General features: G+C 63.9%; 14 protein-coding genes and 1 pseudogene. 1 reads left to right on the forward strand and 14 read right to left on the reverse strand.

The window, feature by feature from the left end:
- Nucleotides 1-52 precede the first annotated feature (52 nt).
- Nucleotides 53-2,056 carry an LTA synthase family protein gene (locus EP379_RS02560; RefSeq protein WP_127475520.1) on the reverse strand — a complete coding sequence of 668 codons (2,004 nt, stop codon included), beginning with the start codon at nucleotides 2,054-2,056 and terminating at the stop codon, nucleotides 53-55.
- Between the two features lie 115 nt (nucleotides 2,057-2,171).
- On the opposite strand from EP379_RS02560, the gene EP379_RS02565 reads away from it, so the two are divergent.
- The gene (locus EP379_RS02565) at nucleotides 2,172-3,554 is read left to right on the forward strand and encodes a purple acid phosphatase family protein (RefSeq protein ID WP_127475522.1); all 1,383 of its coding nucleotides are present in this window, start codon (nucleotides 2,172-2,174) and stop codon (nucleotides 3,552-3,554) included.
- A 37-nt stretch (nucleotides 3,555-3,591) separates the two neighbouring features.
- Here the strand turns inward: EP379_RS02565 and EP379_RS02570 are convergent, their stop codons facing one another.
- The 13 genes and pseudogenes from EP379_RS02570 to cutA all read right to left on the reverse strand — a co-directional run bounded on the left by EP379_RS02570 (nucleotide 3,592) and on the right by cutA (nucleotide 16,396).
- Nucleotides 3,592-4,044, reverse strand: coding sequence for a bacteriohemerythrin (locus tag EP379_RS02570; RefSeq protein ID WP_127475525.1), 453 nt, complete (start codon nucleotides 4,042-4,044; stop codon nucleotides 3,592-3,594).
- A gap of 221 nt (nucleotides 4,045-4,265) precedes the next feature.
- A pseudogene (purH, locus tag EP379_RS02575) lies at nucleotides 4,266-5,824 on the reverse strand (bifunctional phosphoribosylaminoimidazolecarboxamide formyltransferase/IMP cyclohydrolase).
- Between the two features lie 351 nt (nucleotides 5,825-6,175).
- Nucleotides 6,176-6,430, reverse strand: a complete 255-nt coding sequence (gene fis / locus EP379_RS02580) for a DNA-binding transcriptional regulator Fis (RefSeq protein ID WP_127475527.1) — start codon at nucleotides 6,428-6,430, stop codon at nucleotides 6,176-6,178.
- Nucleotides 6,427-7,416 carry a tRNA dihydrouridine synthase DusB gene (gene dusB, locus EP379_RS02585; RefSeq protein WP_127475530.1) on the reverse strand — a complete coding sequence of 330 codons (990 nt, stop codon included), beginning with the start codon at nucleotides 7,414-7,416 and terminating at the stop codon, nucleotides 6,427-6,429. The genes fis and dusB overlap by 4 nt, the downstream gene beginning before the upstream one ends.
- 348 nt (nucleotides 7,417-7,764) lie before the next feature.
- Entirely contained in the window at nucleotides 7,765-8,946 is a 1,182-nt protein-coding gene (locus EP379_RS02590) for a DUF3426 domain-containing protein (protein WP_127475533.1), read from the reverse strand.
- A 15-nt stretch (nucleotides 8,947-8,961) separates the two neighbouring features.
- Entirely contained in the window at nucleotides 8,962-9,837 is an 876-nt protein-coding gene (gene prmA, locus EP379_RS02595) for a 50S ribosomal protein L11 methyltransferase (RefSeq protein WP_127475536.1), read from the reverse strand.
- Nucleotides 9,838-9,956: 119 nt separating this feature from the next.
- Nucleotides 9,957-10,457 (reverse strand): bacteriohemerythrin, encoded by a 501-nt coding sequence (locus EP379_RS02600; protein WP_127475538.1) that lies wholly within the window; start codon nucleotides 10,455-10,457, stop codon nucleotides 9,957-9,959.
- 166 nt (nucleotides 10,458-10,623) lie between these two features.
- Nucleotides 10,624-11,964 (reverse strand): acetyl-CoA carboxylase biotin carboxylase subunit, encoded by a 1,341-nt coding sequence (gene accC / locus EP379_RS02605; protein ID WP_127475541.1) that lies wholly within the window; start codon nucleotides 11,962-11,964, stop codon nucleotides 10,624-10,626.
- Between the two features lie 30 nt (nucleotides 11,965-11,994).
- A complete protein-coding gene (gene accB, locus EP379_RS02610) occupies nucleotides 11,995-12,444 on the reverse strand; it encodes an acetyl-CoA carboxylase biotin carboxyl carrier protein (RefSeq protein WP_127475544.1) in 450 nt (149 codons plus the stop codon).
- A 15-nt stretch (nucleotides 12,445-12,459) separates the two neighbouring features.
- Complete coding sequence (gene aroQ / locus EP379_RS02615; RefSeq protein WP_127475547.1) at nucleotides 12,460-12,909, reverse strand: type II 3-dehydroquinate dehydratase; 450 nt, start codon at nucleotides 12,907-12,909, stop codon at nucleotides 12,460-12,462.
- Between the two features lie 321 nt (nucleotides 12,910-13,230).
- Nucleotides 13,231-13,749, reverse strand: a complete 519-nt coding sequence (locus tag EP379_RS02620) for a TlpA family protein disulfide reductase (RefSeq protein ID WP_127475549.1) — start codon at nucleotides 13,747-13,749, stop codon at nucleotides 13,231-13,233.
- A 116-nt stretch (nucleotides 13,750-13,865) separates the two neighbouring features.
- Nucleotides 13,866-16,076 carry a protein-disulfide reductase DsbD gene (gene dsbD, locus EP379_RS02625; RefSeq protein ID WP_127475552.1) on the reverse strand — a complete coding sequence of 737 codons (2,211 nt, stop codon included), beginning with the start codon at nucleotides 16,074-16,076 and terminating at the stop codon, nucleotides 13,866-13,868.
- Nucleotides 16,073-16,396, reverse strand: coding sequence for a divalent-cation tolerance protein CutA (gene cutA / locus EP379_RS02630; RefSeq protein WP_127475555.1), 324 nt, complete (start codon nucleotides 16,394-16,396; stop codon nucleotides 16,073-16,075). Before cutA ends, dsbD begins: the two co-directional genes overlap by 4 nt.
- Nucleotides 16,397-16,469 lie beyond the last annotated feature (73 nt).

Below are 16,469 nucleotides of genomic sequence, written 5' to 3' on the forward strand. Positions count from 1 at the left end.
CTGAAACGATGCGGCTGCGGAACGGTGACAGCGCACGTCCCGCTCCCACTGCCTAGTCCGGCGTGACCGGCTTGTTGTGATACAACATGTACTTGGCGGTTTCATGGTAGGCCCGCGTCATCTGTTCCATGCGTGCCGCCACGTCGGGGTAGCGCTCAATCACGTTGTCACGCGGCTTTTTGCTGTCCAGCCGGTGCAGATGGCGATAGCTGCCATCCGCGTTGGTCTCGAAATAGAACTCGTCGCCGATGAGACCGATACGTACCGGGGTACTCTGGATGATCTTGAAGGCATAGCGCTCGCCGTCGAAGCGTGGATCGAGCAGGTTGCGTCCCAGTGTGGTGTTCACATAGCTTTGGCCGGCCAGCGCGGCGAGGGTGGCGAGCACGTCGGTTTCGCTGGCGACGGTGTCGATGCGACGCCCCTGCGGTATCAGCCTGGGGCTGTAGATGATGAAGGGGACGCGATTGCTGGTGAGATCCAGCTGCACGTCGGCCCGGCTGGCATGCTCCGCGATGCCCGGCAGGCCGTGGTCGCCGAAGAAGGCGAACACGGTGTTGTCGGCATAGCCGGCTTCCTGTGCCAGGCGCATGAACTCGCCGATGCTGTGATCCATGAAGCGATAGGCGTTGAATTCCTCCACCGAGTGGAAACCGGCACGCTCCAGTTCGCGCGGCGACGGGTGCAGCAGTTCGAAGCCGGCGTTGTCCTCGGGGATGGTATAGGGGCGGTGATTGCCCGAGGTCTGCACCACGGCGACGAAGGGTTTCTGCTGCTGGCGGAATACCTTGTCCGCCTCACGGAACAGGTCCAGGTCGGAAATGCCCCAGACGTCGACGACCGGCGCGCTGTAGCTGCCTTCCTCATACAGGCGCAGGTCGGGGATGTTGTTGGTGAGCAGGCCGCGGATGTTGCCCCAGCTGACGCTGCCGCCGAGGAAGTAGAACTTGTCGTAGCCGGCAAAGCTGTTGAGCAGCGTGTGTTGATCGACGATGCGCGGATTGCGCGACGAGGTGCCGTGGGTCTCCACGTCGGGAATGCCGGTGATGGCGCAGAAGATGGAGCGCGCCGTGCCGGTCTGCGGGGTGTAGAAATTGGGGTAGAAATAGCCGTCGGCCGCCAGCCGGTCGATGTGCGGCGTCGGGGCGAGGGGATTGCCGGACAGGCCCGACTTGTAGCTGGCGAAGGACTCCATGATCACGATCACCACATTGGGCGGAGTGCTCGGTGTCTGGCCGGGAACGTGGCGGCGGCGGAAGTCGAGGCTAGCCGGATCGGGGTTGTCGACGCCCAGCCAGGCCGCCATCTCCGGGTAGTAGCGGCGCACCTGTTCGGTATCGAAGGTCACGCCGCCGCCGTTGAGCAGCGTATCGACGAAATACAGCAAGGGGTTGAAGGTGAGCTGGGCGGAGAAGGTGTGGGTGCCGAAGAAGGCGTCACTCCAGCGCAGCGGATAGGCGGAGAACTTGCCGTACAGGCCGCCCAGCAGCAGCAGGGTGGTGAGCAAGGTGGTGACGGTGCGGCCCTTCCAGTTCAGTCGCGGCGCGGGCGTCACGGCGCAGCGCAGCAGCAGACGGTTCATCGCCCAGGACTGCAGGGCGCCAGCGGCCAGCAGCGCGGCGCCGAGGGTCAGCACCGGGTAGGTCTCCCAGACCATCTGCAGCGAGATGTCGAGGTTCTTCAGAAAGCGCAGGGCGCTGGCGTCGACGCGGGTCTGCAGGTAGGCGTAGTGGCCGAAGTCGATCATGTAGAACAGCAGCGTGGCCATGCCGGTCAACGTCAGATAACCGACCCAGAACCGGCGCGCTGCCGCCGAGTGGAACGGGCTGAGCCAGGGCAGCCAGGCGAGCAGGAACAGCGGCAGCAGGATCAGCAGGGTCAGGCGCAGGTCGAACTTGAGGCCGAGGTACAGCGCCGTCAGCAGCTCGCCGCCGGGCAGCGGGTCGCCGGCGGCATCGAAATACAGCCAGAACCCCAGCCGCAACAGGCTGAAGACCAGGAGGTACAGTACGGTGGCGAGGGCCAGGAAGCGCGGCAGGCGAGGTATCTTGTGCATGGATGCGTGAGCGGGCGCTGCGGATAAAATGGGGTCGGCATTGTACCATAGGGTGGCCAGCCGCCATGGTGGCGCCGGTCTGTTCGTTGGTCTGTTTCACCGCTAGGGAGTTCCCATGCCTGTAGCCTTTGTCCATGTCTTTCTGCGCTGGTTGCGGCGCCTGTTGTTGGGGGTGCTGGTGTTGGTGGCGCTGTGGGGTGTGGGGCGGCTGGGGCAGGTGGCCTGGCAGAGCGCTTATGACGGTGCCCGTGAGCCCTACCTCCAGGTGGTGAGCCACGACGGCATCACCCTGCGCTGGCAGAGCGGTGAAGAGGAGATTGGCGTGGTGCGTTATGGCACCGACCCCGCGCGGCTGGAGCACGTGGTGCGCGAGACGACGGCACGGCTCTCGCATGAGGTCCGGCTGGCCGGATTGCAGCCGGCGACGCGCTATTACTATGCCGTGGGCACCGATGCGGCGGTGTATCGCGGCGGCCCGGACTACTGGTTCCATACCGCACCGCCTCCCGGTGACCGCGGCCCGATCCGCCTGTGGATACAAGGTGACCCGGGTTATTGGCACGAGGGGACACGCACGGTACGTGATGCCGCTTTGCAGTGGTCGGCGCAGCATCCACGGTCCGGGCGTCCCCCCTTCGACCTGTGGCTGACCACCGGTGACAACGCCTACAGCTCGGGCAAGGCACGGGAGTTTCAGGAAGCCCTGTTCGAACCCTATGCCGCGTTGCTGCGCAACATTCCCTATCTGCCGGTGTATGGCAACCATGATGCCCGCCGCTGGACCTTTTATCGTGTCTTCAGCTTTCCGGCCGCCGGTGAGGCCGGTGGTGTGCCATCGGGTAGCGAACGGTATTTTTCTTTCGACTACGCCAATATCCATGTCGTGGTGCTGGACTCCGAGTCTGGTGACTTGTCGGCCGACGGGCCGATGTTGCGCTGGTTGCAGCAGGATCTGGCCGCCAACCGGCTGCCGTGGACCGTGGCCCTGTTCCACCACCCGCCGTACAGCCGCGGCGGGCACAATTCCGACAGCTGGCGGGACAGTTGGGGGCGCATGGTGGACATGCGCACCACATTTCTGCCGGTGTTGGAGGCCGGTGGTGTCGATTTGGTGTTGAGCGGCCACAGCCATGTGTACGAGCGCAGCCATCTCCTGGCCTGCCATTACGGTAGGGCCGATACGTTGCGGCCGGAGATGGTGCTGGACAGCGGCGGTGGCGGGCCGGAGGCCCCCTACCGCAAGCCGGCGGGGCGTGCGGCCCATGGCGGCACGGTGTATGCGGTGGTCGGTTCGACGGCCAAGCTCGATGCCGGACCGCTCGATCACCCGGTGCACGCGGTGAACCGGCGTGAGCTGGGGTCGCTATTGATCGACGTGGAAGACGCCCGGTTGGACGCGTATTTCATCAATGCCCACGGTCAGGTGAGCGATCGCTTCCGCATCGTGAAGTCAGCGGATATCGCGCCGGTGGAACGCCGCTGCGGTACGGGGAGATAGACAGCCGGGGCGCAGGCGCGCCCCGGTCCCCAGGCTGTCAGCCGCCGAAGATGCGGCTCAGGGTCTTGGACAGCCAGCCCTTGTCGTGGTCGCCGTTGAGATGGGCCTTGACTGTGGCGACATAGTCGCGGTCTTCCTGTTTGATGTGATTGGTCAGCCAGATACGTAGGTCGGAGAGCAGCTTCTTCGAAATGTCCTCGCCCTTGTCGAAGCGGGCCTTGTAGTCGCGGACCCGGGCGGTGAAGGCCTCGTGGACCTTGCGGTGTGGCTCCAGATGGCCATAACCGGCCTTCTCTTGCAGGCTTTCCTCGAAGGTGAAGTGGCTGACGGTGTAGTCGATGAGCTGGTTCAGCACCTGCTCGATATCCTCTTTGCTCTTGTCGGCGATGGCGTCGTGCAGCTGGTTGATGTATTCAACGATGCGCTTGTGCTGCGAATCGATGATGTCGATACCGGTTTCCAGACTTGAGTCCCAGACAAAGTAGTACATGGGTTGATCTCCGTATGCTGCTCATTGTTGTGTTTCCCTGCACAGGCAGGCGCTTGGGCGTGTGGAGTGTGATATCGCTATCAGATTTTGTGAGTTAACAAAAATCCCTACCTTGTTTGGTGAATTTAATCACATTTTTTGTGGGATAGAAAAGGGCGCAGACACGAAAAAGGCCGGTTTCCCGGCCTTTTTCGGCAGCAACCGACTGCAACAGCGGGCAATCAGTGGCGGAAATGACGCATGCCGGTGAACACCATTGCCATGCCGTGTTCGTCGGCGGCGGCGATCACCTCTTCGTCACGCAGCGAGCCGCCCGGCTGGATTACCGCGGCGATCCCGGCCTTGGCGGCCGAGTCGATGCCGTCGCGGAACGGGAAGAAGGCATCCGAGGCCATCACCGAGCCCTTGACCTCCAGTCCGGCATGCTCGGCCTTGATGGCGGCGATGCGCGCGGAGTTGACGCGGCTCATCTGACCGGCACCGACGCCGATGGTCATCCTGTCCTTGCCGTAGACGATGGCGTTGGATTTGACGTACTTGGCGATGCGCCAGGCGAACAGCAGATCCTCCATCTCCCGGGGGTGGGTTGGCGCTTGCTCACCACTTTGATCTCGCCGGTCAGCAGCAGGTCGGCCTCCTGCAGCAGCAGGCCGCCGGTGACGCGCTTGAAGTCCAGGCGCTGGGTGGCTTGTGACGGCCACTGGCCGCACTCCAGCAGGCGCACGTTCTTCTTGGCGGCGACGGCCGCGACTGCGGCGGCGGAGATTTTGGGCGCGATGATTACCTCGACGAACTGGCGCTCGACGATCACCCTGGCGGTTTCGCCGTCCAGCTCGCCATTGAAGGCGATGATGCCGCCGAAGGCCGATTCCGGATCGGTCTTGTAGGCGCGTTCGTAGGCGTCGAGCAGGTTGCTGCCGATGGCCACGCCGCAGGGGTTGGCGTGCTTGACGATGACGCAGGCCGGACCTTCCGGGAACTGCTTGACGCACTCCAGCGCGGCGTCGGTGTCGGCGATGTTGTTGTAGGACAGCTCCTTGCCCTGCAGCTGGCGCGCGCTGGCGACGTTGCCGGCCTCGGGGTCGTGCTCGACGTAGAAGGCGGCCTTCTGGTGCGGGTTCTCGCCGTAGCGCATCTCCTGCACCTTCTTGTATTGCAGGTTGATGGTGCGCGGGAAGTCAGTCTTTGCGCCGCTGGTGAGGCGGCCGAAATAATTGGCGATGGCACCGTCATAGCGCGCGGTGTGCTCATAGACCTTGATGGCCAGGGAGAAGCGGGTGGCGTGGGTGGTGGCGCCGTTGTTGGCCTTCATCTCGTCCAGCACGGTGGCATAGTCGGCGGCATCGACCACCACGGTGACATCCTTGTGGTTCTTGGCCGCGGCGCGCAGCATGGTGGGGCCGCCGATGTCGATGTTCTCGATGGCGTCTTCCAGCGTGCAGTCCGGCTTGGCCACCGTTTGCTCGAACGGATACAGGTTCACCACGATGAGGTCGATGGGCTGGATGCCGTGCTGGGCCATCACCGCGTCGTCGGTGCCGCGGCGGCCGAGGATGCCGCCGTGGATCTTCGGGTGCAGGGTCTTGACGCGGCCGTCCATCATCTCGGGGAAGCCGGTGTGGTCGGAGACCTCGATCACCGGCACGCCATTCTGCGCCAGCAGCTTGCAGGTGCCGCCGGTGGAGAGCAGCTCCACGCCCATGGCGGCGAGGCTTTTGGCGAATTCCACGATGCCGGTCTTGTCGGAGACGCTGAGCAGCGCGCGCTGAATCTTGTTCATGTTGTTTTCCTTTAAGAAAAAAGCCTGCAACGCAAAGATGCAAAGGACGCCAGGAACGCAAAGATATTCATTTGTTATCCAGGAACTGGCGCAGAGCTCTGCATTCGGCTGGGCCGGATTACCGCATCAGGGAAGCAATTATTACTTTGCGTCCTTTGCGCTCTTGGCGTCTTTGCGTTTAAGGAAGCTCTGAATAAGTTCAGAGCTTCCGCGGCACAGGGATGTGCCGCCATTTTTCAACGACGATAAGTCGTTGAAAAATGAAGCCAAGCGAAAATCACACTGTTCGCTTGGCGTGGTCTGAGAAGTCCAGGATGGACTTATTCAGACCTTCCTTAATTCTTTTGGGTTTCAGTTGTCCAGACCGTACTGCTTGAGCTTCTTGCGCAGGGTGCCGCGGTTGATGCCGAGGGCCTGGGCGGCGCGGGTCTGGTTACCCCGGGCGTAGTGCATCACGGTCTCCAGCAGCGGGCGTTCCACTTCGGACAGCAGCAGTTGGTAGAGGTCGTTGGGCTCGTGGCCGTTCAAATCCTGGAAATACTGTTGCAGTGCGTTGCGTACCATGCCGTTGAGCGGGATGGTGCGGGCTGCGCTAGTGGTGTTCATGCCGCCAATTCCTCCCCGTTGATGATGCGGTCGAAAAAGTCCCTGACCATTTGCAGTTGCTGCGCCGCACCCTCCACGCGGTTCACCTCCTGGCGGAAGGCGGCACCGTGGCGCTGCCCCTTGCTGTACCAGGAGATGTGCTTGCGAGCCATGCGCACGCCGGTGTACTCGCCATAAAAGGCGTACAGGTTGTTCAGGTGACCGAGCAGGATGTCGCGCACCTCCTGCGCCGAGGGTTCGGGCAGCAGCTCGCCGGTGGTCAGGTAATGCTGGATGTCGCGGAAAATCCACGGCCGCCCCTGGGCGGCGCGGCCGATCATCAGGCCATCGGCGCCGGTGTAGTCGAGAACCTGTTTGGCCTTCTGCGGTGTGGTGATGTCGCCGTTGGCGATCACCGGGATGCGCACGCTGGCCTTGATGGCGGCGATGGTGTCGTATTCGGCTTCGCCGCTGTAGCCGTCGGCGCGGGTGCGGCCGTGCACGGCGAGGGACTGGATGCCGACATTCTCGGCGATACGGGCGATGGTGACGCCGTTCTTGTGCTCGCGATCCCAGCCGGTGCGGAACTTGAGGGTGACCGGCACCTCGGGCACGGCGCTTACCACGGCTTCGAGAATGCGCCGCACCAGATCTTCGTCGCGCAGCAGGGCGGAGCCGGCGGAGACGTTGCACACCTTCTTGGCCGGGCAGCCCATGTTGATGTCGATGATCTGCGCGCCGTTGTCCACGTTGTAGCGCGCGGCGTCGGCCATCAGTTTGGGGTCTGCGCCCATGATCTGCACGTTGCGCGGCTCCACCTCGCCGTCGTGATCGGCGCGGCGCTTGGTCTTTGCGCTGCCCCACAGCAGGGAGTTGGACGATACCATCTCGGACACCGCCATGCCGGCGCCGAGCTGTTTGCACAACTGGCGGAACGGCCGATCGGTGACCCCCGCCATGGGCGCGAGCACCAGGTTGTTGGCCAGTTTGTAGGGTCCGATCTGCATGGGCGGCGCGGGGCTGAAAACGCGGGAACCGCGAATCATACCCCAGGAACGGCAAAGAAGGTACAAGGGACGAGGTACGCGGGGCGAAGGGGCTGCGTGCCGCGCACGCAAGTAGTTGATATGTCGCGCAGCGAGATCCTCCTCGAACCTTTTACCTCGTGTCGCGCATCGGAAGGCGCGTGTCGGCGCGCCTAGGGAAGGTCTGAATAAGTCCATCCTGGACTTCTCAGACCACGCCAAGCGAACAGTGTGATTTTCGCTTGGCTTCATTTTTCAACGACTTATCGTCGTTGAAAAATGGCGGCACATCCCTGTGCCGCGGAAGCTCTGAACTTATTCAGAGCTTCCCTAGTGGAAGGTGAATTCGAAGCCGACGGCCTCGCTGCCCGGATCGACCACCTCCAGCGTCAGCTGGGCAGTGGCCTGCGGTTCCAGCATTGCAGGTACCGATCCGACGAGATACTCCTTGGGCAGAAAGCGGCGCCACGCCACCACCTTGCCGCCGAGGTCGCGCATCACCACCTCCACGGCCGGGTAGGGTTGGGCGAAGGCGGCGCGGTTCTGCAGGGTGGCGTGGATGGTCAGTGCGCCCTGGTACTGTTCGTGGGAGCGGATATCGCGCTCCAGTAGGGTCAGCGCGGCAAGGTCACGCCGCGGCGGCAGCCGGCAGCCGGTGTAGGCGCACAACTGCTCCAGAAGCGGCCGCAGTTCGGCCTGCTGCACGAAGGTAAGGCGATTGAGGTAGACGAATTGCACGGCCAGGACGGCAATGAGTAGCAGGCTGCCCAGGGTCCAGCCCAGCGTGGCCAGCGGGCGGCGGCGCGGTGCCTCCTCTTCTTCCGCCAGCAGTGCCGACAGGGGGGACAGAGCGGCCGGAGCGACGCTGCGGGCCGTGGTGAGCGCTTCTTCGGGCTGGTCAAATTCGGCCACCGCGACGGATGCCGTGTCGATGTCGGTGCTGGCAGGCCCGGAATCCTCCACCGGCGGCTCGTCCCAGGGCAGGGGGTAGGTCTGCGGGGCGTCGTCGCCGTCGCCGCTGTGCGGCCCGAATTTCAGCAGGGCCTCGATATCCTCCTCGTCATAGGTGGCGGCGGTGGTTGCGGGTTCCGGCGTTGCTATTGCTTCGACCGGCGTGTCTGCATCCTCCGCGGCGGCGGTTGTCTCCGTCGCTTCTTCCGTGTCGCTGCCGAACAGTTCGTCCAGGTCGATGGCGAGGGTCTCCTGTGCCTCCTCAGCGGCGCTTTCCTCCGTTATTTGCGAGGCGATGTCCTCTGCCGCCGGCGCAGATTCAGCCGCGCAGGGTTCTTCCGCAACAATCGGCTCCTGCTCCGGCTCGCGCAGCAACTGCTCGTAGTCGGGCTCGTCGTGCGGCGGTTCGGCGGCGGGATGGCCGGGCAGGGTGTCGGTGAGGAAGTCCGGCGCGTGGAACACGCCGCGGCATTCGCCGCAGCGCACCTTGCCGCCCGCCGCCTGCAATTGCTCAGGGGTGATGCGGAAGTAGGTGTGGCAGGTCGGACACTGGGTATACATGCGGGCGAAAGTAATCTATTTCCGGCAGCCTTCCAAGCGCACCCAGCCGTCGTGCTCGACCGGCGGCTGCATGTCGAACCACGGCCGGTAGGCGGCCAGTACCTCCTCGGCCTGCTCGGGCAGGATGCCGGACAGCACGATGGCCGCGCCGGGGCGCACCAGGCCGGCGAAGCGGGACGCCAGTTCCATCAGCGGTCCGGCGAGGATGTTGGCGATGAGCACATCGCTCTGGCAGGAAGGCAGGCCTGCGGGCAAGGCGGTGTGGATGCGCGCGGCGACGGCGTTGCGTTCGGCATTGTCGCGGGTGGCGATGAGGGCCTGCGGATCGTTGTCGATGGCCCATACCTCGTCGGCGCCGAGCAGGGCGGCGGCGATGGCGAGAATGCCGGAGCCGCAGCCGTAGTCAATGACCTGTTGCGCGGCGGTGGGGTGGGTGTCCAGCCATTCCAGGCACAGGCGGGTGGTGGGATGGGTACCGGTGCCGAAGGCGAGACCCGGGTCGAGCAGGATGTTGACGCATGCCGGGTCCGGTGCCTCGGTCCAGCTCGGCACGATCCACAGCCGCGTGCCGAAACGCATCGGCTTGTAGGTGTCCATCCACTCGCGGGTCCAGTCGCGGTCTTCCAGCTGCTCCAGGCGCCAGGGCGGCAGCTCACCGGGCCAGGCCGCGCCCACATCGGCAAGGGTGGTGGTGATGTCGTGTCCCGCCTCGAACAGCGCCACCACGCGGGTGGCCTGCCACAGCGGCGTGGCGCCCGGCGGCGGCTCGTACAGCGGCTGGTCGGCGTCGTCCTCCATGGTGACGGCGACGGCACCCGCCTCGCTCAACCGTTCGGCCAGAGCGGGGGCGTGTGTTTCGTCGGTTTCGAAGATCAGTTGCAGCCAGGGCATGGGTCGGAGTGCGGCGTCGGCAAAGGCCGCATGATACCCCATCCGTAGGTGCAGCACGCGAAAAGCCGTGAGGTCGCAACCTGCCTCGACCCGCTCCGGCCTACAGGGTGGGCGCTAGCTCAGCCGAACAGCGATTGCCACAGCCGGCCGGCGATGGACTTCTTTTCTGTGGTGGCGACGGCGCCGCGGGAGAGGAAGAAGGGGCCGTAGTGCTGGTCGTCTTCCATGATGTGTTTGGTGAGCCAGATGCGCAGGAAGTGCAGCAGTTCGAAGGTGACCGAGGCCTTGCCGCTGGCCAGCTTGTCCTGCAGCGCGTGGATTTCGTCGATGAGGTGGTCGTGCTGCTGCTTGTGGTCGTCGTAGGCGGGGTAGCCGAGGATGCGCATCAGGCTCTCTTCCACGGCAAAGTGGATCTTGGTGTAGTCCACCAGTTCACCGAGGATCGCTTCGGCGGCGGCCTTGCCCTGGCGCTGGTGGATGGCGCGGTGCAGCTTGTTGAGCAGTTCCACCAGGAACTGGTGCTGGTCGTCGATTTCCTGGATGCCGACGCTGAGTTCGTCGCTCCAATCGATGAGGTTGCCGCTCGAGGCGGGCCGCGGGGTCTCTGCGATCTGGTTCATGGCGATGGGACTCTACGCGGTTCGATGGGAAATGCACTCATTGTCACAAATTAACGCAAGTGTAATATTGATTTTTGTCAAAGGCTGTACGATTTTTCCGCAAAAAAAAGCCGTTACCTGCTGGTAACGGCCTTTTTGCCGCTGATGGCCGCTGGTCTGTACGGAATCAGAGTTTCAGCTTCTTTTCCAGGTAATGGATGTTGGTGCCGCCGGCCTGGAAGGCCGTGTCACGCAACAACTCCTGGTGCAGCGGGATGTTGGTTTTGATGCCGTCGATGAACATCTCGCTCAGGGCCGTGCGCATGCGCGCCAAGGCCGCGTCGCGGTTTTCGCCCCAGGCGATGAGCTTGCCGATCATCGAGTCGTAGTAGGGCGGCACCTTGTAGCCATTGTAGATGTGGCTGTCGACGCGGATGCCGGGACCGCCGGCGAAGTGCACCTGGTTGATGGTGCCGGGGCAGGGCATGAAGGTGGCCGGATCCTCGGCGTTGATGCGGCATTCGATGGCATGGCCGCGCAGGGTGATGTCGCTCTGCTTGTAGGACAGCGGCAGCCCGGCGGCGATGCGGATCTGTTCCTTGACGATGTCCACGCCGGTGATCATCTCGGTGACCGGGTGTTCCACCTGCACGCGGGTGTTCATTTCGATGAAGTAGAACTCGCCGTTTTCGTACAGGAACTCGAAGGTACCGGCGCCGCGGTAGCCGATCTCCTGGCAGGCGCGTGCGCAACGCTCGCCAATCTTCTTGCGTTGCTCCTCGGTGATGCCGGGGGCCGGGGCCTCTTCGATCACCTTCTGGTGGCGGCGCTGCATGGAGCAGTCGCGTTCGCCCAGATAGATGGCGTTGCCGTGGGTGTCGGCCAATACCTGGATCTCCACATGGCGCGGATTCTCCAAGTACTTCTCCATGTACACCATGTCGTTGTTGAAGGCGGAACCGGCCTCGGCGCGGGTCAGCGAGATGGCGTTGAGCAGCGCGGCCTCGGAATGCACCACGCGCATGCCGCGACCGCCGCCGCCGCCGGCGGCCTTGATGATTACCGGATAGCCCACCTCGCGGCCGATGCGGATGCATTCGTCCGGGTCGTCGGGCAGGGCGCCGCCGGAACCGGGCACGGTGGGCACGCCGGCCTTGATCATCGCGTTCTTGGCCGAAACCTTGTCGCCCATCAGGCGGATGGTGTCGGCGCGGGGACCGATGAAGACGAAGCCGCTCTGCTCCACGCGCTCGGAGAAATCGGCGTTCTCCGACAGGAAACCGTAGCCCGGATGGATGGCCTGGGCGTCCGTGACTTCCGCCGCGCTGATCAGCGCCGGGATGTTGAGGTAGCTTTCCTTCGACGGTGGTGGGCCGATGCACACCGACTCGTCGGCCAGACGCACATGCTTGAGGTCGCGGTCGGCGGTGGAGTGCACCGCCACGGTCTTGATGCCCATTTCACGGCAGGCGCGCAGGATGCGCAGCGCGATTTCACCGCGGTTGGCAATGACGATTTTGTCGAACATAGAAGATGGATGGCTCGTGTTCGGCTTGGATTATTCGATGATGAACAGCGGCTGGCCGAATTCCACCGGCTGGCCGTTCTCGACCAGGATGGCCTTGATCACGCCGGCCTTGTCGGCCTCGATCTGGTTCATAATCTTCATGGCTTCGATGATGCACAGGGTGTCGCCGACATTGACGCGCGAGCCGACTTCGACGAAGGCCTTGGCCTGCGGCGAGGGCGAACGGTAGAAGGCGCCGACGATGGGGGAGGTCACGACGTGACCGCTGACCTCTTCCTTCTTTTCCGCGGCGGGCGCCGCTGCGGCTACCGGCGCGGTGGCGGCCGGGGCCGCTGCCGGTGCAGCGATGGCCACGGCCGGTGCGGCGCTCTGACTGTAGCGGCTGATGCGCACCGACTCTTCGCCTTCATGGATCTCGATCTCGGCGACGCCGGACTCTTCCAGCAGTTCGATGAGTTTCTTGACCTTGCGAATATCCATTGTGGTTAGTCCTGTTCAGTTGTTGTTCGCAGAAATTTGTTTGAGCGCAGCAAGAAGCGCCAGTTCATAAACCATCGGCCCCAGCCCGCTGATCACGCCGCGGGCGAGGTCGGAGAAATAGGAGTGCTTGCGGAACGGTTCGCGCGCATGCACGTTGGACAGATGCACCTCGATGAATGGAATGGCCACTGCCGCCAGGGCGTCGCGCAGGGCGACGCTGGTGTGGGTGAAAGCCGCCGGATTGATGATGATGAAGGCGATACCCTCGTCCCGCGCCCGATGCACGCGCTGCACCAGTTCGTGTTCGGCATTGCTCTGGAAACATTCGACGCTGTGACCGGCGGCCGTCCCCTGCTGCTGCAAACGGGCATCGATCTCCGCCAGGGTGGCATGGCCGTAGTGACCGGGCTCGCGCGTTCCCAGCAGGTTGAGATTGGGGCCGTTCATTACCAGCAGTTTTGCCATGGGGCTTCCCCGGAGGATGGTCGGGTGTGGTTGGTTGTAATGATTTTCCCGCACGTTGTTCGCGCGCCTCCCTGCGCCCCACCCCGTCCGGGGTTGAAGCGACGCATCGCTTCCGGCGAAGCGTTCCCGTCGAATTGCCGCACATTCCACCTTGCGGCACCTTTTACCGCAGGCGCGGCACGGGATACGGCGTGAGATTGTGCACCAGCCGGAGGGGTTTGTCTACGAATCGGGAGTTACCGCCCGTTCAAAGCAGTTCCGCGCAAATTTCGGTCATATAAAGCTGTGACAGGGTGCTCATTTACAACAGCAGTCCCCTGTTTACAACAGCGGCAATACGGCCTCCTCGGCCTGTTGCAGGGTGATTTCGCTGCGGTGGGTGTAGACGGCGCGGCCCTGACGGTCGAGTACCACGGTGTAGGGCAGGGCGCCCACCTTGTTGCCCAGAGTCTGCGCCAGCTCCAGGCCGCCTTCCTCGCCGATGAGGATGGGAAAGTCGATGCCGAGACTGTCGGCGAAGCTCTGTGCATTTTCCCGTGTGTCGATGGTGATACCGACCACGGTGAGGCCGCGGGCGGCATATTTTTCCTGCAATTCCATCAGGGCCGGCATTTCCTCGCGGCAGGGCGGGCACCAGGGCGCCCAGAAGTTGAGCAGGACCACCCGTCCCTGCCATTCATTCAGATGCCGCTGTTTTCCCTCCAGATCGGGGAAGTTGAACGCGATGGGGGTTGCGGCGGCGTGGCTGGCCGGTGCGGCCGGTACGGCGCTGGTTTCCGAGCCGCAGCCGGCGGTAAACAGGACGGCCCCCAGGGCCAGGACGGGCAACAGACGGTGCATCGCAAAAACCTCAGCAAATAAATAGTCGGCGAATGAACGCCAATTCACGCAAATATGTTTCCAGTGATTTCATTTGCGTCTATTCGCGTTCATTCGCGGATGAAGGATTTTCAGGTTCAACGCAGCGCCCGCTCCACATGGGCGCGGAACTCTTCCGGTCCCATGAAGCCCACCACGCGGAAGCCCTGGCGTTCCTGGCCGTCGGCGCCGAAGAACAGCAGGCTGGGCGGGCCGATGAGCTTGAAGTGGCGCAGCAGGGCCTGATCGTCGGCGTCGTTGGCGGTGACGTCGGCCTTGAGCAGCACGGCACCGGACAGGGCCTGGATCACGCCGGCATCGGAGAAGGTGTACTTGTCGAACTCCTTGCAGGAGACGCACCAGTCGGCGTAGAAGTCCAGCATCACCGGCTTGCCCTGGGCGGCGGCGGCGGCCACCGCCTGTTCCATCTCGGCCACGGTCTTGACCTTGCGGAACTCCAGTTTGGCCGGTTGCATCATGCCGGCACCGCCGCCGAAGGCCACCCCACGCAGCGGCTGTAGCGGGTCGTTGCCGCCGGCGGCGGCGCCCACCAGCAGCAGGGCGCCGTGGATCAGCAGGGCCAGGCCGAGGCCCTTCCACAGCTTGCTCCAGCCGGAGGCCTGGTCCTTCAGCGGCTCCAGCGCGCCCATGTAAATGGCGGAGATGATGATCAGCAGGGCCCAGGCCAGCATGGTGACGAAGGCCGGCAGCACGCGCTCCAGCATCCACAGCGCCACCGCCAGCAGCATCACGCCGAACACCGCCTTGATGGCGTTCATCCAGCCGCCGGCGCGCGGCAGCAGCTTGCCTGCCGAGGTGCCGATGAGCAGCAGCGGTGCGCCCATGCCCATGGACAGGGCGAACAGGGCCAGGCCGCCCAGCACCGCGTCGCCGGTCTGGCCGATGTAGATCAGGGCACCCATCAGCGGTGGTGCCACGCAGGGGCCGACGATCAGCGCCGACAGCAGGCCCATGATGGCCACGCCGATCAGGCTGCCGCCCTGCTGCTTGTTGGAGATTTCGCTCAGCTTGGTCTGCAGGGCCGAGGGCAGTTGCAGTTCGTAAAAGCCGAACATGGACAGGGCCAGCAGCACGAACACCAGGCTGAAGGCACCCAGTACCCACACGTTCTGGAACGCTGCTTGCAAATTGGCGCCGAACAGGCCGGCGAGCACGCCGGCCACGGTGTAGGTCAGTGCCATGGCCAGCACGTAGACCAGAGACATGATGAAGGCCTTGCGCGTGGTCAGCCCTTGGCCCTGGCCGACGATAATGCTGGACAGGATGGGGATCATCGGGAACACGCAGGGGGTGAAGGCCAGCAGCAGGCCGAGGCCGAGGAAGGTGAGGACGGTGAGCCAACGGTTGTCGCCGGCCAGGGCGGCGGCGAGGGAGTCCTGTTCCGACTGCGGCGCGGCGGCAGTCGCCGCGGCTGGCACGCTGGCGGTGCTGATGCCGGCGGCGGCCGGATTCAGGTTCACCTCCTTGCGGATCGGCGGGTAGCAGATGCCGGTGAGTTCGGCGCAGCCCTGATAGCTCACCAGCAGGGTGGCGTCGCCGCTGCGCTGCACCGGGATGCTCACCTCCACCGCATCGTGGAACACGAAGATGCGGCCGAAGAACTCGTCGTTCTTTTCCTCGCCGGCGGGCAGGGCGTACTGGCCCAGGATCGCCGCGCTGCCTTCCTTGAGCTGGAAGGCGAACTTGTCGCGGTACAGGTAATGGTGGGGCGCGATCTGCCAGCGCAGGGTCACGGTGTCGGCGTTGACGTCGGCAGCGAAGCGGAAGGCAACGTCGGGCTCCAGCACCTCGTCGTCTGCGGTGGCACCACTTAGGGACTGCTGCACCTGGCTCAGCGGTTTGGCCGCCACGGCCTTGGCCGGCAGGCTCACCTTGACGGTAGTGCGCTGCGGCGGATAGCACACGCCGATCTCGGCGCAGCCCTGGGTGCCGACAACCAATTCGAGGCTGTCCGGTGCTGCGGCGCCGCGGGTCAGCGGGATGTCGACGACAGTACGGCCGGCAAAGGTTTCCACTTTGCCGAAGAATTCGTCCTGCTTGACCTTGCCGGCGGGAAACCTGGCGGGTCCCAGGGTAATCCCGGGGGTGGTGGTGCTGAAGCTGAAGCGTTCCTTATATAAATAATAACCCTTGGCGATATCCCACTCGGCGCGCAGGGTATTGCCATCCACGGCGCTCACCTTGAGCGGGAAGGCCTGCTCTGGTGCCAGCAGTTCTTCTTCCTCGGCCATCGCCGGGACGGTCAGTAGCAGGGACAGGGTGAGCCAGAGCTTCAACAGGATTTTCATGCGTTGTTTTCCGTCTGTTGGTCGATCCAGTGGAGATAGGCCGGCAGGCCAGCGGTCAGTGTGACAGCGATGATCTCCGGCAGTTCATACGGGTGGTGGCGGCGCAGGGTTTCTTCCAGCGCGGCATAGCGCTCGCCGCGGGTCTTGATCAGCAGCTGACACTCGGTTTCCTGCTGCACCACGCCTTGCCATTCATAAATCGAGTGCACCTGGGGGACGATGTTGACGCAGGCGGCGAGGTGCTCGCGCACCAGCAGTTCGGCCAGGCCACGGGCGCATTCGAGATTAGGACAGGTGCAGAGAACGAGGTAGTGCGGCATCGCTGCAAGATATCGGATTCGCCGTGCGGCTGCATCATCGGGCATAATCGTGGGGTCGATTTTCCCGCTGTTG

Source organism: Sulfurivermis fontis (assembly GCF_004001245.1).
GTDB lineage: Bacteria > Pseudomonadota > Gammaproteobacteria > Thiohalomonadales > Thiohalomonadaceae > Sulfurivermis > Sulfurivermis fontis.

What these genes read in the sequence shown, in the direction of transcription:
- dsbD (WP_127475552.1), bottom strand. Translation starts at nt 16,076, where the DNA reads ATGAAAATCCTGTTGAAGCTCTGGCTCACCCTGTCCCTGCTACTGACC.
- fis (WP_127475527.1), bottom strand. Translation starts at nt 6,430, where the DNA reads ATGAACACCACTAGCGCAGCCCGCACCATCCCGCTCAACGGCATGGTA.
- EP379_RS02560 (WP_127475520.1), bottom strand. Translation starts at nt 2,056, where the DNA reads ATGCACAAGATACCTCGCCTGCCGCGCTTCCTGGCCCTCGCCACCGTA.
- dusB (WP_127475530.1), bottom strand. Translation starts at nt 7,416, where the DNA reads ATGCAGATCGGACCCTACAAACTGGCCAACAACCTGGTGCTCGCGCCC.
- EP379_RS02600 (WP_127475538.1), bottom strand. Translation starts at nt 10,457, where the DNA reads ATGAACCAGATCGCAGAGACCCCGCGGCCCGCCTCGAGCGGCAACCTC.
- cutA (WP_127475555.1), bottom strand. Translation starts at nt 16,396, where the DNA reads ATGCCGCACTACCTCGTTCTCTGCACCTGTCCTAATCTCGAATGCGCC.
- EP379_RS02565 (WP_127475522.1), top strand. Translation starts at nt 2,172, where the DNA reads ATGCCTGTAGCCTTTGTCCATGTCTTTCTGCGCTGGTTGCGGCGCCTG.
- accC (WP_127475541.1), bottom strand. Translation starts at nt 11,964, where the DNA reads ATGTTCGACAAAATCGTCATTGCCAACCGCGGTGAAATCGCGCTGCGC.
- prmA (WP_127475536.1), bottom strand. Translation starts at nt 9,837, where the DNA reads ATGCCCTGGCTGCAACTGATCTTCGAAACCGACGAAACACACGCCCCC.
- aroQ (WP_127475547.1), bottom strand. Translation starts at nt 12,909, where the DNA reads ATGGCAAAACTGCTGGTAATGAACGGCCCCAATCTCAACCTGCTGGGA.
- EP379_RS02570 (WP_127475525.1), bottom strand. Translation starts at nt 4,044, where the DNA reads ATGTACTACTTTGTCTGGGACTCAAGTCTGGAAACCGGTATCGACATC.
- EP379_RS02620 (WP_127475549.1), bottom strand. Translation starts at nt 13,749, where the DNA reads ATGCACCGTCTGTTGCCCGTCCTGGCCCTGGGGGCCGTCCTGTTTACC.
- accB (WP_127475544.1), bottom strand. Translation starts at nt 12,444, where the DNA reads ATGGATATTCGCAAGGTCAAGAAACTCATCGAACTGCTGGAAGAGTCC.
- EP379_RS02590 (WP_127475533.1), bottom strand. Translation starts at nt 8,946, where the DNA reads ATGTATACCCAGTGTCCGACCTGCCACACCTACTTCCGCATCACCCCT.